Origin of the sequence: Bacteroides sp. HMSC067B03 (assembly GCF_001811315.1) — a bacterium.
Taxonomy (GTDB): Bacteria; Bacteroidota; Bacteroidia; order Bacteroidales; family Bacteroidaceae; genus Bacteroides; species Bacteroides faecis.
In genome coordinates this window covers 269,249-281,388 of record NZ_KV804412.1, presented here as the reverse complement: position 1 = coordinate 281,388, position 12,140 = coordinate 269,249, and the positions used below count along the sequence as shown (strand labels likewise).

General features: G+C 50.5%; 15 protein-coding genes. 4 read left to right on the top strand and 11 right to left on the bottom strand.

Going from position 1 to position 12,140, the window contains the following annotated elements:
* Window positions 1-23: 23 nt before the first annotated feature.
* Together HMPREF2794_RS28040 and HMPREF2794_RS20235 are read right to left on the bottom strand one after the other, a co-directional pair.
* Window positions 24-209 (bottom strand): hypothetical protein, encoded by a 186-nt coding sequence (locus HMPREF2794_RS28040; RefSeq protein ID WP_004293597.1) that lies wholly within the window; start codon window positions 207-209, stop codon window positions 24-26.
* Between the two features lie 11 nt (window positions 210-220).
* On the bottom strand, window positions 221-577 hold the full coding sequence (locus tag HMPREF2794_RS20235) for a hypothetical protein (RefSeq protein ID WP_008860783.1): 357 nt from the start codon (window positions 575-577) through the stop codon (window positions 221-223).
* Between the two features lie 224 nt (window positions 578-801).
* Between HMPREF2794_RS20235 and HMPREF2794_RS20230 the strand changes: the two genes are divergently transcribed.
* From HMPREF2794_RS20230 to HMPREF2794_RS20215, 4 genes are all read left to right on the top strand, one after another.
* On the top strand, window positions 802-1,779 hold the full coding sequence (locus HMPREF2794_RS20230; RefSeq protein ID WP_004303975.1) for a hypothetical protein: 978 nt from the start codon (window positions 802-804) through the stop codon (window positions 1,777-1,779).
* Between the two features lie 170 nt (window positions 1,780-1,949).
* Window positions 1,950-3,113: an IS4 family transposase gene (locus tag HMPREF2794_RS20225; protein ID WP_070752435.1), complete on the top strand. Its 1,164-nt coding sequence runs from the start codon at window positions 1,950-1,952 to the stop codon at window positions 3,111-3,113.
* A 77-nt stretch (window positions 3,114-3,190) separates the two neighbouring features.
* Window positions 3,191-3,889 carry a hypothetical protein gene (locus tag HMPREF2794_RS20220; RefSeq protein WP_246839623.1) on the top strand — a complete coding sequence of 233 codons (699 nt, stop codon included), beginning with the start codon at window positions 3,191-3,193 and terminating at the stop codon, window positions 3,887-3,889.
* Window positions 3,886-4,650: a metallophosphoesterase gene (locus HMPREF2794_RS20215; RefSeq protein ID WP_004293601.1), complete on the top strand. Its 765-nt coding sequence runs from the start codon at window positions 3,886-3,888 to the stop codon at window positions 4,648-4,650. Before HMPREF2794_RS20220 ends, HMPREF2794_RS20215 begins: the two co-directional genes overlap by 4 nt.
* A gap of 84 nt (window positions 4,651-4,734) precedes the next feature.
* Here the strand turns inward: HMPREF2794_RS20215 and HMPREF2794_RS20210 are convergent, their stop codons facing one another.
* The 9 genes from HMPREF2794_RS20210 to HMPREF2794_RS20170 all read right to left on the bottom strand — a co-directional run bounded on the left by HMPREF2794_RS20210 (window position 4,735) and on the right by HMPREF2794_RS20170 (window position 12,060).
* On the bottom strand, window positions 4,735-5,226 hold the full coding sequence (locus tag HMPREF2794_RS20210) for a DNA N-6-adenine-methyltransferase (protein ID WP_004293602.1): 492 nt from the start codon (window positions 5,224-5,226) through the stop codon (window positions 4,735-4,737).
* A 6-nt stretch (window positions 5,227-5,232) separates the two neighbouring features.
* Window positions 5,233-5,688, bottom strand: a complete 456-nt coding sequence (locus tag HMPREF2794_RS20205; protein ID WP_004293603.1) for a hypothetical protein — start codon at window positions 5,686-5,688, stop codon at window positions 5,233-5,235.
* A gap of 3 nt (window positions 5,689-5,691) precedes the next feature.
* Window positions 5,692-7,044: a DUF2586 family protein gene (locus tag HMPREF2794_RS20200; protein WP_004303973.1), complete on the bottom strand. Its 1,353-nt coding sequence runs from the start codon at window positions 7,042-7,044 to the stop codon at window positions 5,692-5,694.
* Window positions 7,044-7,391, bottom strand: a complete 348-nt coding sequence (locus tag HMPREF2794_RS20195) for a hypothetical protein (RefSeq protein ID WP_004293605.1) — start codon at window positions 7,389-7,391, stop codon at window positions 7,044-7,046. The genes HMPREF2794_RS20200 and HMPREF2794_RS20195 overlap by 1 nt, the downstream gene beginning before the upstream one ends.
* Window positions 7,392-7,466: 75 nt before the next feature.
* Window positions 7,467-8,516 carry a hypothetical protein gene (locus HMPREF2794_RS20190; RefSeq protein WP_004293606.1) on the bottom strand — a complete coding sequence of 350 codons (1,050 nt, stop codon included), beginning with the start codon at window positions 8,514-8,516 and terminating at the stop codon, window positions 7,467-7,469.
* 126 nt (window positions 8,517-8,642) lie between these two features.
* Window positions 8,643-9,881: a Clp protease ClpP gene (locus HMPREF2794_RS20185; RefSeq protein ID WP_004293607.1), complete on the bottom strand. Its 1,239-nt coding sequence runs from the start codon at window positions 9,879-9,881 to the stop codon at window positions 8,643-8,645.
* Window positions 9,882-10,164: 283 nt separating this feature from the next.
* A complete protein-coding gene (locus tag HMPREF2794_RS20180) occupies window positions 10,165-10,869 on the bottom strand; it encodes a hypothetical protein (RefSeq protein WP_004303972.1) in 705 nt (234 codons plus the stop codon).
* Window positions 10,866-11,444 carry a hypothetical protein gene (locus HMPREF2794_RS20175; protein ID WP_004303971.1) on the bottom strand — a complete coding sequence of 193 codons (579 nt, stop codon included), beginning with the start codon at window positions 11,442-11,444 and terminating at the stop codon, window positions 10,866-10,868. The genes HMPREF2794_RS20180 and HMPREF2794_RS20175 overlap by 4 nt, the downstream gene beginning before the upstream one ends.
* Complete coding sequence (locus tag HMPREF2794_RS20170) at window positions 11,425-12,060, bottom strand: phage minor head protein (protein ID WP_004303970.1); 636 nt, start codon at window positions 12,058-12,060, stop codon at window positions 11,425-11,427. The genes HMPREF2794_RS20175 and HMPREF2794_RS20170 overlap by 20 nt, the downstream gene beginning before the upstream one ends.
* Between the last annotated feature and the right edge of the window lie 80 nt (window positions 12,061-12,140).

Here is a 12,140-nt window from a genome sequence, read left to right as displayed (position 1 = left end):
AACCGGAAGCTTACGGCGGCAGGTCAAGGAGTCCTCTCCGGCAATGACATCGGAACGGGCATACGGCTGATGAGCATCTGCTCGTGCAGCCACAACGCCTCTTCGGAAAGCATCGCGAACTCCTCGTCGGAAATCGTGTCGAGGTTGACGCCGGGAAAGTAGTGGCGGACATAGATCATCCGCTGGCGGATGCGCTGCTCGTCGGTCACTACCCACCGGCTTATAAGTTTACCAGGACACTCTGGCGGGTGGTGATCAGCTCGGAAAGCTGTCCCATCAGACCGAACAGGAAGAGCGACTCGTCGTCCACGAGTTCCTTATCTCCGTCCACGAAGCAGTCGCGGGCCAACGTGCGCATGGCGATTACCTCGTCCTTTTTGGAAGCGGCCATGAATTTGCTGAACTGCGGAAAGCTCGGTTCGGACATGTAGGCCACATAAATCTCTTTCTCGCCGTTTGCGGTGTCTCCGAAAACGACCATCGGACAAATCTTGCGGAGTTTCTTCTCCTCTTTCAGTTTGAGGGCTTTTTCCTTGATCTTGATCTCCTGTTCCAATGAAAGCATTTTTTCGTCCATATCGAATTTGTTTTGATTCACCGAAAGAGTAGGACAAAGAATCGTGGAAAGGTTGAAGACACGGTTCTTATTCACTTGTAATCCATATGTTATACAAAAAACTTCTTTGCTCCTGATATTCCCAGATCAGTCTTTAAAGGAAATTTCGCTGAATATATTTCATATATTTCTTTGATATATAGTATATAATCGTTAATTTTGCATATTCTTAAACATAAATGATTATGTGCAAAATAGATGATTTTATAGATGTGACAAGCCGGTACATCGCTGAATTGCTTGATTTGAGGGCGGACATCAGGCCGGTCGAAAAGGATGTCTTGCATACATTCCCAGCCAATATTACTGCCGGTTATACATTTTGTACGGCTAACTTGTTGGGGCATGACGTAGTTCTTCTGTATAGTGCAGACAGTTCTGCATATACTCCGGGGCAGATGCGGAAACAAAAAGAACTGGTTGAGCGAAAAGCCCAATGCCCGGTAATATTTGTATTGCGTACAGTGGCGGCCTATAATGTACGGCGTCTTGTCAGACATCGTGTAAATTTCATCATACCGCAAAAGCAAATGTTCATACCGGATTTGTTGATAGATTTGAAACCGCATAAAAATAATATCGGGGGCGGTGAAGAAACGCAGATTCCTGCAATTGCCCAATGCATAATCCTTTATCATCTTGAAGTAAAGTCTCTCGAAGGGAAAGGAACTTATGATATTGCAGATCTTTTCAACGTGTCGTATGCCAATGTAAACCGGGCGGTCAGATGGCTGAAAGATAAAGAAGTTATCGCTTTATCCGGCGGCAAGACAAAGAGTATGATATTTCAGTTCAAAAAGCGTGAATTATGGGACAGGATGTTGCCGTTCCTGGCGAACCCCATCGAGCGGATTGTATATACCGATAGTCTGCCTGATGAAGTATTTTGTATTAGTGGAGTAAATGCCTTGTCGGAATATTCAATGCTGAACAAGGAAAAAAATGACACTTATGCCATTGCAAAAGAAGAAGCTCGACGGTTGCAAATCCGGACAGACAAGGAATATGGCGAGACCCGCATAGAGATATGGCGTTACAATCCATGTTTTTTCTCAAAAAACGGCATTGTAGACAAATTGTCTTTATTTCTGGCCATGAAGGATATGGATGATGAACGCATTCAAATAGAATTGGAAACTATGATAAATAATATGATATGGTAAGAGGAATTGATAAATTCAGGGAGTTTTTCACCGGATATGAAGGAACACTACTGTCCCGTAAAAGCGGGCAAGTCGGTCTTTGAAATAGTTGAAACATAGTCTATTAGAAGTAATTTTTCATGTGCGACGATTTGAATTTGTAATTTTGCAGCCCATAAAGGGACTGCTCTATGAACAAAGACAAATATGTATTCGCTCAATTGGTTGAATTTCTCGACAACAACAAGTTCCGTCACCTGGTTGACAAGTATGATGGGAACAGGTATGTCAAGAACTTCACCTGCTGGAATCAGCTCATGGCACTCATGTTCGGACAACTCTGTAACCGTGAGAGCCTGCGTGATGTTGTCGTTGCATTGGAGACTCACCAATCCAAATGTTATCACCTTGGAATGGGGCGTAATCCAATAGCGAAAACGACATTTGCCACAGCGAATCAGAATCGTGACTACAGGATCTTTGAAGACTTTGCCTTCTTCATGATGGAACAGGCTCGCAAGAAACGAGCAACCGACATCTTCAAGCTGAAGGGGAATGTTTATGCATTTGATTCAACAACGATTCCGCTCTGCTTGTCAGTATTCTGGTGGGCAAAGTTCCGCAAGAAGAAAGGAGGCGTTAAGGCGCATGTCCTTTATGATCTGGAGTCCCAGGTTTCTGCTTTCTTCCATATTACGACTGCATCGGTACACGATTCAAAGGCAATGAAGGAGATTCCCTATGAATCAGGTTCTTACTACGTATTTGACCGTGGTTACAATGCATTCAAGGAACTCTACAAGATTTGTCTTAATGAATCATACTTCGTGGTTCGGGCGAAGAAGAACTTACAGTACAAGTGTACGAAATGGAAACGTAGATTGCCTAAGAATGTGCTTTCTGATTCCGTTATTGAACTCACGGATGTGAACACACAGAAGAAGTTTCCTGAGAGGCTGCGACTTGTGAGATTTCACGATGACGAGCAAGACAGAGACTTCGCATTTTTGACGAATGCATTCCATCTTACCGCTCTCGAAATTGCTAATCTCTACAAGAACCGATGGCAGATTGAGTTGTTCTTCAAGTGGCTCAAGCAGCACCTCAAGATTAAGAAATTCTGGGGCACTACAGAGAACGCTGTCAGAATACAAATTTGCTCTGCAATCATAACTTATTGCCTTGTCGCCATCGTCCAACACGACATGCGACTAAAGCGGTCAACTTATGAGGTCCTGCAGATTTTGAGCATCTCACTAACGGATAAGACTCCACTGAGAGATCTCTTCGAAAAGACTAATTTCAACGATGTCAAAGAACTCGATTATCCCCTCTTGGAGGGACTATTTGATTAATATTAACTTCGTCCCAATTTTAACGGGACACTAATGATGAAGGAAACTATGTCATCATAGGTGGTACTGCCTGTGAAATGCATGAAGAAATATATGCACAAACTCCAAGGGCGACCAAGGACATAGACATTATACTGATTGTGGAGGCGCTGTCTTCGGATTTTGCTGCAAAATTCTGGGAGTTTGTAAAAACCGCAGGGTACAGACAAAGGAATAAGGGAACCGGGAACGGGGAATGCAGGCATGAATATTACAGGTTCAAGGAACCGGGAAATCCGGATTTCCCGTATCAGATAGAACTCTTTTCACGAAATATCGGGGTTGTCAAATTCCCGGACGATGCCCACATTACCCCCATTCCGGTTGATGATGACCTGTCAAGTCTGTCAGCCATTTTGATGGATGATGACTATTATAATTATACCATTGAACACAGCACGTTGGAGGAGGGCGTACATATTGCGAACATTGAAAGTCTTATCTGTCTGAAATGCAGGGCCTATTTAGAAATGACCGAGCGGAAAAACAATGGAGAACAAGTGGACAGCAAACATATCGTCAAGCACAAGAAAGATGTATTCCGGCTGGTTGCCATGCTTGCTCCTGCCGACACCTACGAAGTTCCTGATTCGCTTAAACAAGATGTTGACAGGTTTTGCCTGGCTGTCAAAGAAGAAGTGCCAAACTCTGATTTTTTCAAATCGGCAGGACTTAAAAGCATTTCCGGAGAACAGTTATTGGAACAACTTGAAGCCAATTTCATAACACAACAATGAGAATCCAATACGCATCCGACCTGCATCTCGAGTTTCGGGAGAACAGCAGTTTTTTGAAGCACAACCCGCTGGCTGTTGCCGGAGAAGTGCTTGTCCTTGCCGGAGATATAGGATATATCGGAGATGAGAACTACTCCAGACATCCGTTCTGGGACTGGGCTTCCGGAAATTACAGCCGGGTCATCGTGGTTCCCGGAAACCACGAGTTTTACAAGATGTTCGACATAGACAAGCTGTATAACGGCTGGTCGCTCAAAATCAGGGAAAACATCACCTGCCACTATAATGCCGTTATCCCATTGGGTAACGATATAGAATTGATCGCTACCACACTGTGGTCACATATCCTGTTGCAGGATGCCTATGAAACTGAGGCAGCCATCACAGATTTCCGCAGGATGCGTTACGGCAGCGAACCGCTGGACTGGACAAGGTTCAATGACGAACATTCGCGCTGTTTCCGTTTTCTGGAACAGAGCGTAAAACAAAGTACTGCCAGACATCTCATTGTCGCCACTCATCATGTACCGTCATTCGAACTGATGGCGCCGGAGTTCAAGGGCAGTCCGCTCAATGGGGCATTTACCGTGGAGCTTGGCGGTTTCATTGCAGACAGCCCGATTGAATACTGGATATATGGCCACTCGCACCGCAATATCAATAAGGTCATCGGAAACACCCGGTGCATATGCAACCAGTTGGGCTATGTGTTCAGTAACGAGCATACGTCATTCGATAAGGAAGCGCATATTTCGATTTAAGTCTGCCATACATAAATCCCGTCTGTCAGCCAAGGTCAATATCCGGCAAACAGACGGGTTATTATGTAACAAATTTATGGTTGACTATTGAAGTCGTGGCTTCACCAACTTCCCGTCGATACCGCATGTTTCCAGAACCGCGGTATTTTCTTTGTTGAAGGCGATCAGGCATGACGGCGCTCCGGCCGTACCACCCTGTTCCCCCGTAACATGGTAAAAACTGAGCCGTCCCTTGATAAAGAGTATTGAATCGGCGTTTGGGAATATCAGTTCGTGGAACAGGCGCGTGTCCGTGCGGGCAAAAGTGAGCGCGACGGCATTCCTGTGTTCGACACACCTGCGGATAAACCGGACAATCAGTGCAGTGTCATAGGGAGGATTGCAGAACACACGTCCGAACCAGGGTTGTTGCAGGCCGTCATCCTCAATGGTATAGTGATGTCGCGCCGTATCCCATGGGCGGTTTACGGGCGAACACGGATCCAAATCGAACGGCCCCAGCCTCCGAAGCAGGCAGGGAGGCGTGAGCCATTCGTTCTTTCCGGTAGAAGATTTCCCCTCGAAAGTTACATCCATGACAGCTTAGATTGTATCACCCGAGCCGATTTGGATATCGAACGGGTTGAGATCGAATTCATGGGTGATATTGGTATCATCCTGCTGTGACTCGAGACAATCCTCCGTGAAGATGCAACCTTTGAGCGTTACGGTCGTCGTTGTCCAGTCCTCGCCGGCCATCGGGTTGGCAAAGCTGATAATCAGGTCGAACTCGCCGATTTCGAGCAGCGAGCCGTACACCGAACGCAACAGCTGTTGCGTGGCATAGTCCATCGTGATGCTCGCCGTATAGGTAATGTTCCCGAACCCCCTCGACACCGGCCGTCCTCCCATGCCGTAGTTACTTTCGACCTTGCGCTTCTTCGACCATTTGATGGCCGACACGCCTTCAAGGGTCGTGGAACCTTCATCGATTCCCAGGGCGGTCGATGACAGGGTTATCATCGACCACGAGTATGCTACATTGTTGATTATTGCCATATGCTATGTCTTATTTGCGGTTAATGACAGTCCTTCCTCTACATAAATCTTCACGGCCACGCCCACCGGGACAAGGACATAGGAGATGCGCAGCGTGTCGTCCACCAACACGTTCTGGTTCGGGTCGATAGTGACGGCGTATCCTGAAATTTCCTGCGCCGCCTGCATCTTGGCCAGTATATCCCCGATGAGTGTCTTGAAAGCTGTAATCTTCGACGGGGCGAGGAACCCGGTTGAAGGATTGACCATCAGCGGTGAGTTCACATACGGCAGCAGGGCTGCACGCACGGCACGGCGGCTCTTGTTGATGGTGCGGTTCCGGGCAATGGTACGGAAATCCCCATGTGAGCATGTCTGGTCTTTCGAGATGTAGATCCCGTTCTCGCGGCCGGCATACTTGATGGGAAAAATATACCCCTTATCGTCGAGTTCGTCCAGCAGTGACGGGGAGAGTGACTCGTACCGGTTCAGGCTGAGGAAGTTCTCCTCTGCCTCGTCGAGGTTGATGTCCCCGAACCCCAACTCTATTTCCTGGAAATCGTCCGCGAAGAGATTGAACTGCTTGACCCATGCGATGGATTCGTGCACGTTGGCCTTTGCTATGGCTCCCATAACCGCTCCCAAAAATCCCACGGGCGTATGGTTCCTGTTGCACATCTGCATCGTGGAGATCTTTTCGTGATGCGCCTGGCCGAATATACAGCTGATACGGCTTGATTCACAGATGCATGAAGGTATTTTATTCAGGTCAATCTGACGCCCCTCAGTCGTATCCGCCCCCGTATTGGAAGGATTGGCGGAAAGGATGAGCGAGAGCGGCTGGTTCTGCTCCGCAAGCCCCACGGCCACGTCGTTGAGCCCCTTTACCAGATTGAGGTTGTATTGTTCCGATGCGCCGTTCGCTTTCCACAGCGGCTGTTCCGTCCATATGCCTATCTGGTTGATCATACCCCCGGCAGCACGCTGCATGATTTCCAGCGCATCCCAGTTCGCCGAACAGTCCGCGAACATCACGTAGAGTTTTCCTGAACCGCCCGGATTGCCGGACATGCGGAAAAATTCACGGATATGGTATGCCGGGATGCCGTGCAGGAAATTGACATTCATCTCCTCCTCGTCGGTTGCCTCCACACGTTCGATGATACCGAAGTCGTTCACGGCGGACTTGAACGAGGTGATGTAGCAGACATCGCCAGGCTTGAGCCTGGTCTCATTGGTTTTACCATACCCCTCCGTGAAAAGCGTCGGCTGGAGGGACACGTCGAACAGCAGTCCCGTCACCTTCTCGCCCGACGAGCCGGTATCGTAAGGAATATTGCCGTCCACATCCTTGATAAATACATTACCGAGTGCCATTATGATTTCTTTTTAAGTTCGTTGTAGAAAGGATTCCTGTAGAGTACGGCCTTGCCCCTGATGGCGGCCGCCGTGTCCGGCGCATAGGTTCCTCCGTGCGTGTCGATGTACAGCGACGGATATGCCGGGAACTTTTTCAACAGGGACAGGATGTGAGGCTCTGTCGTCTCCTCCGACCCTGCATTCCCTTTCCCCGCGGTCTTGGCCGGCAGCCTGTCTTCAGTCTCGCCGCCTGTCCCGAGGTTTTCCGATGCCGTTTCCGGAACGGGCACCGCCTGAGCCTCCGGTGCAGGAATATTATTGTTGTCTGTCTGCGGAGTTTCCTCCGTGTTGATTTTCTTTGCCATAACAGTAGAATGAAAATGGGGAACGGGGCCTTGCCTCCGCTCCCCGGGTGGATATTGAGAATGAAGAAAGGTGTGTTATTCGCTCTTCTTGTAGGCGGTATGGACCACGATCTCCGCCGGGCGGACGATGTTCACGTCCATTTTCATGCGCATCTGGAAAAAGAACAGCTCGGAGTTGGCCTGCAGACGGTCGATTTTCAGGATGTCCGTGTCGTTCGCGTAATCCACCCCCATCCACAGGTTGGAGTCCATGCCGGTGGAGAACTCGCCGAGCACCATCGTGTGTTCGGGGATTCCCACGACCGGGACGATGCGCTTGCCCTTGAAGCGATAGCGGTTGACCTCGGTATTCTCGGAATACTTGACCTGCTTGTCCGAGATATATTGGTCATACGCGTCCCAGGCGTCCCATCCGACCACAAAGGTCAGAGATGTCTTCTTTCGGATCTGCTTCGGACATTTCCTCCACATCGCATAGAGCGCCGCCTCCACCGCGGCCCCGTCCGTCAGCTCGGTCGTTCCCGAAATGATGCACTGCCCTCCGGCAACCACCTCGGCATCGGAGGAGTTCACATTGTCGAGGATCCGTTTGATGACCCCGTCAAAATATTTCTCCTTGTTGGCTCCGATTTTCGTGCAGCCTTCCGGTGCGGTAATCTTGGCCACCGTCTCTCCTCCGCGGGCGGAAGTCCAGATGGCGTTTCCGATATACTCGTTTTTCTTGTCCATAAGGAGACGGAGCATCGTCGCCTGGATTTTCGGGTCGAGCTCGCGGAACACGAGATTGCCTTCCGGCTGCGCGAAACGCCAGTACTTCTCGTAGTCCCTCGGGTTAAACTCGAGATAGACCATAAAATCGGACGGCTCAAGATGGCGTTCGGTGAACTGGTACTCGTTCGTGCCGTCATCGCCCTTGGCTCCGTGGATGGGTTGTGGGGTCGGCACGTTGTCCTGGATAATGTTGCCCAGCTTGATGGCAGGAAGCGTATAGCGGTGCTGGATGCCCGTCTTGATATGAATCAGTCCCTCGCGGACTGTATCATTGCCCTGCACGGTATAGGTCAGCAAGTCCTCAAGTACTTCGCCGCTATACCCGTTTTGAAGAAAGTTTACTGTATCAGCCATTGTCGTTTTAAGTTTTCCGTTGAAGAATGAAACTCGGCCGACTGGCGGATACCTGCTGTTTCCGCGCGAGACACTGCGGTCTCCGGCATGTCAGTTAAAATCGGGCGGACGCCCGCGGATAGTCTGTCAGAGCTTTCGGAACTTGAAATCCGCACCGACCACTTCCGCCACCTTCTCGGCCATCAGCTGTTCGGCGGTCTTTGTCGCTTCCGCCGTGGCCTGGATGTTGGCAGGGTCATCGGCGATTTCCTTCGAGATTTTCTCCCGCGCGGGAATGGAAGCCAGCGTGCTTTCCGCCAACTCGAAGTTGGAACCGGCCATCTCCACCCACTGCGTTTTCGCCTCACGGTCAATCTTGCCTTCTGCAATGGCATTCTCCACCAATGTCTCGATACGGGAAGCCTGCTCGTCCTTCTCTTTCTGCTCGTAGGCGGAAAGGCGTGCCGTCGCTGCGGCCAGGTCTGTCTGCAAGTTCCGGATGGAGGCGTCTTTTCCGGCGATGACGGTCTGCGCGTCGCTCAGTGATTTCTGTATTTCTCTGTATTTGGGTTCCATCGCGGCCAGTTCAGAGATACGTGCCATCACGTCCTTGACCTCACCGTCCTTCATGCCCAGCGAGGCTGCAATCGCCCCGTACTCAAAGCCTTGTGTCTTGTTTTCGTTTGCCATATCGTTTTCCGTTTCTGTAAGAGTAGGTTCAATGCCTTTGAAAGGTTTATTTCCCGCGCTGACACGGCTCATCAGTTCCTGGATGGCGGCCGTATCGGTCAATCCTTCTATCTCGTCATGCACTTTACGGCAAAGCTGCTTCGAGGTATGGATGACATGCTCCGCAGGTATGATGCCGGCCTTGACGGCAGCCTGTGCGTCGAAATAGGTCCCGTCCTTTCCTGCCTGTCCGTCCATGATGGCCCGCACATGCTCCGCTTTCAGGCCGAACCGTTTCCGGTAAATCGTCTCGATCTGTTTGGTAAAAGCCGTTACCATGTCCGACGGTTCCCCTCCGTCATCGTCCGGCAACATCGGGTTATGAATCATCAGTATGGCATAATCACGCATGAGAGAACGCTTGCCCGCCGCCCAGATGATGGAGGCCATCGATGCCGCGACCCCTTCGATGATACATTCCGTATCCACCGTGGCATTGGCGATGGTGGAATAGGTGGACATGCCGTAAAGGACACTGCCGCCCTCCGAGTTGATCAACACACGGATACAGGAGGGACGGATGATATTTTCCAAAAAGTCGAACTCGTCATTGAAACGTGAGGTCGTCTCTTCCGTCACGCGACCGAAGAAACGGATAACAGCCGGCTGGCCTGCCTTCGCCTCTCCGACGACATATTGAAGTGTGTTCATATCCATATGCAAGGGTTATTTGAACAAGAGTAGGCGGTGGGAAAAGAAAAGGTTTTGCACTGCTATTTATGGAAGTGGAAATATGAGAATCCATCCATTTATGGAAATGCGATTATCTTTACAGTATAATAGATTGTTCAAATTACAGACCGGTTGCAACTATTTGTATCAAGACCGGCATGCTGAACATTCTAAATTCAGCAAGTACAGAAAATGTATCATGAGTCTTGTATTATCTGCTGATTCATGTCTGTTTATACGCAGTGCGGATAAATCTCCTGCATGGATTTCAATTTTTCGATCCGGTATCCGAAAAACCAGATACTTCGTCATGTTCCGGACGCGGATGGAAGCCGTGTCCGCCGCTGTCATGTTGCGGCGCATCGCTGTGTTGGGTGAACGGGGGCATGACCACATACCTTTTTACCCAGTCCCTGTATTTCCACGCGGAAGATTCCCTGAACCATACCTCGTAGTCTATCCAGTACGCCTGCAACATATTGGTTGAAAGCGGCATGTCGAAATAGGTCAGGTTGCACCGCTCGCTCAGCGCCGGCTCATGGTTCTTGGCATCCTGTATGGCTACATTGAGCCGCTGGAAGACCAGAAACGCCTCGCATTCCTTGTCTTCGTCCGCATTGTTGAGCGTATTCAGGATAAACCGCACGCGCATGGTGGCGCGTCCCTCACCGATACGCTGTTGCTGTACCAGGTACCTCACGTTGATAAAGTGGATGAACACGGCAGGGAACACAGTCTCATACTCCGTGTTATCGTCACGAACAATGCGGGCGAACTGGCCGTTGTCGATAGCGACGGTTTTGAACAGGGGCGGCGACAACGGGTCGTCCGGATTCTCCCGCAGGGTCAGGACAGCCCGCTTAACGGCCCGGTATATCTCCACGAAAGGGTTCGCGGAAACTTCTTCAGGCAGGCTCTCCGCCGGTGCCGACGGTTGTGCGGGCTGTGGTGCGGGGTGTTTGTCTTTTATCATAGCGGCTGGTGTGGAAATCCTTTAAAAATCATATCTATGAAATGGACGGCGATATAGTCGTCCGTTTTCGGTGAGAATCCGATGAACTGCCGGTGTACGGGACGGCGCGTGGAATACTGGTTTACCGTGTACAGCCCGAACTTCGGATCGGTATTGTGTATGGCGGCATAATGCCCGTAACGCTCCTTGCTGCGTCCCCGCTTGCCCTTGACTGGAAAGCTCTTTTCCGTAGTCCACATGCAATACCTGGCGCCTTTCCGGAAGATGCGCGTACGGTCCGAACGCCGTCCCACTATGTCTGTCCGGCCGGCTTCCGACTGTATGCTCCGGGCCAGAGTCCCCGTATCGTTCATGAGAGGATGGGTGAACCTCTTTCCCCATTTGGAGGTACGAGGCGCCCATTTGCTACCGTTGAATCCCCCCGAAGCGAATGAGGACAGGAACTGCTGCCTGGTATAGTCACCGGCAGCAGTTGCGAAGTCGAATACGTTGAACTCTAGCCGGCTGGCCATGACGCGCGTACTGGTCCTGCTTACCCAGTGGCTGCAAAACTCATCAAGCGTTATCTTGGGCATAGGCGAACTTTCCTTTAATGCGTTTCACAATATCATTCATGTAACCCGGAAGCGGGACGGAGAAATAGCGGTGCGCATCGGAAAAGATACGCCCGCCGGTTGCCAGGCTCTCCCGGAAGACCGGATCCACCTTTTCCAGATAGTCTCCCTTATCCGGCAAAGCCGCCCGGACAGCGGCGAACCCCTCCGCGACCAGAAAGCAGCGGCATCCCCATTCGATCGGCGGTATCAGTTCCGGAGGAAACTCGGATTTGCGGAAGGAAATCCCTTCCAATGAAAGATGCCAGGCACGTACCCGTTCATCGCCTTGTGTCATGTAGGTAAGCACGGTATCCATATCCACCGCCATCCACCATGCGGCCATCGAGGCCGCGAAGAATACCTGGTTGTTCTCTTCCTCCGCATGGACGAGGTTATACCTGCGGCATATCTTTTCGTGTGCTTCCATGTCCTGTTCATCCGCTGTCTCGGGCAGTTCCCCGAGCATGGAATACTCCTCTGCCGCGGCAAAATCCACCAGGTTGTCTATGGCTGCAATCAGGATGTCACGCTGCTGCCGTTCCCTCTCTGTTGTAAAGGAGTTGTGATTTTTCAGTATCTCCAATGCCCGGTCCATGTCGATTCGCAGACCTGTCAGCGCACGGTCTATGAGGAAAGAGGCACGCAGGGTGATGATGTCCTCTATAATGTCGAGAC

Excerpts from the sequence above, each read along its gene's own strand:
- HMPREF2794_RS20225 (WP_070752435.1), top strand. The coding sequence starts at position 1,950 with ATGAACAAAGACAAATATGTATTCGCTCAATTGGTTGAATTTCTCGAC.
- HMPREF2794_RS20205 (WP_004293603.1), bottom strand. The coding sequence starts at position 5,688 with ATGGCAATAATCAACAATGTAGCATACTCGTGGTCGATGATAACCCTG.
- HMPREF2794_RS20170 (WP_004303970.1), bottom strand. The coding sequence starts at position 12,060 with ATGGACCGGGCATTGGAGATACTGAAAAATCACAACTCCTTTACAACA.
- HMPREF2794_RS20200 (WP_004303973.1), bottom strand. The coding sequence starts at position 7,044 with ATGGCACTCGGTAATGTATTTATCAAGGATGTGGACGGCAATATTCCT.
- HMPREF2794_RS20220 (WP_246839623.1), top strand. The coding sequence starts at position 3,191 with ATGCATGAAGAAATATATGCACAAACTCCAAGGGCGACCAAGGACATA.
- HMPREF2794_RS20195 (WP_004293605.1), bottom strand. The coding sequence starts at position 7,391 with ATGGCAAAGAAAATCAACACGGAGGAAACTCCGCAGACAGACAACAAT.
- HMPREF2794_RS20185 (WP_004293607.1), bottom strand. The coding sequence starts at position 9,881 with ATGGATATGAACACACTTCAATATGTCGTCGGAGAGGCGAAGGCAGGC.
- HMPREF2794_RS20230 (WP_004303975.1), top strand. The coding sequence starts at position 802 with ATGTGCAAAATAGATGATTTTATAGATGTGACAAGCCGGTACATCGCT.
- HMPREF2794_RS20210 (WP_004293602.1), bottom strand. The coding sequence starts at position 5,226 with ATGGATGTAACTTTCGAGGGGAAATCTTCTACCGGAAAGAACGAATGG.
- HMPREF2794_RS20215 (WP_004293601.1), top strand. The coding sequence starts at position 3,886 with ATGAGAATCCAATACGCATCCGACCTGCATCTCGAGTTTCGGGAGAAC.
- HMPREF2794_RS20180 (WP_004303972.1), bottom strand. The coding sequence starts at position 10,869 with ATGATAAAAGACAAACACCCCGCACCACAGCCCGCACAACCGTCGGCA.
- HMPREF2794_RS20175 (WP_004303971.1), bottom strand. The coding sequence starts at position 11,444 with ATGCCCAAGATAACGCTTGATGAGTTTTGCAGCCACTGGGTAAGCAGG.
- HMPREF2794_RS20235 (WP_008860783.1), bottom strand. The coding sequence starts at position 577 with ATGGACGAAAAAATGCTTTCATTGGAACAGGAGATCAAGATCAAGGAA.
- HMPREF2794_RS20190 (WP_004293606.1), bottom strand. The coding sequence starts at position 8,516 with ATGGCTGATACAGTAAACTTTCTTCAAAACGGGTATAGCGGCGAAGTA.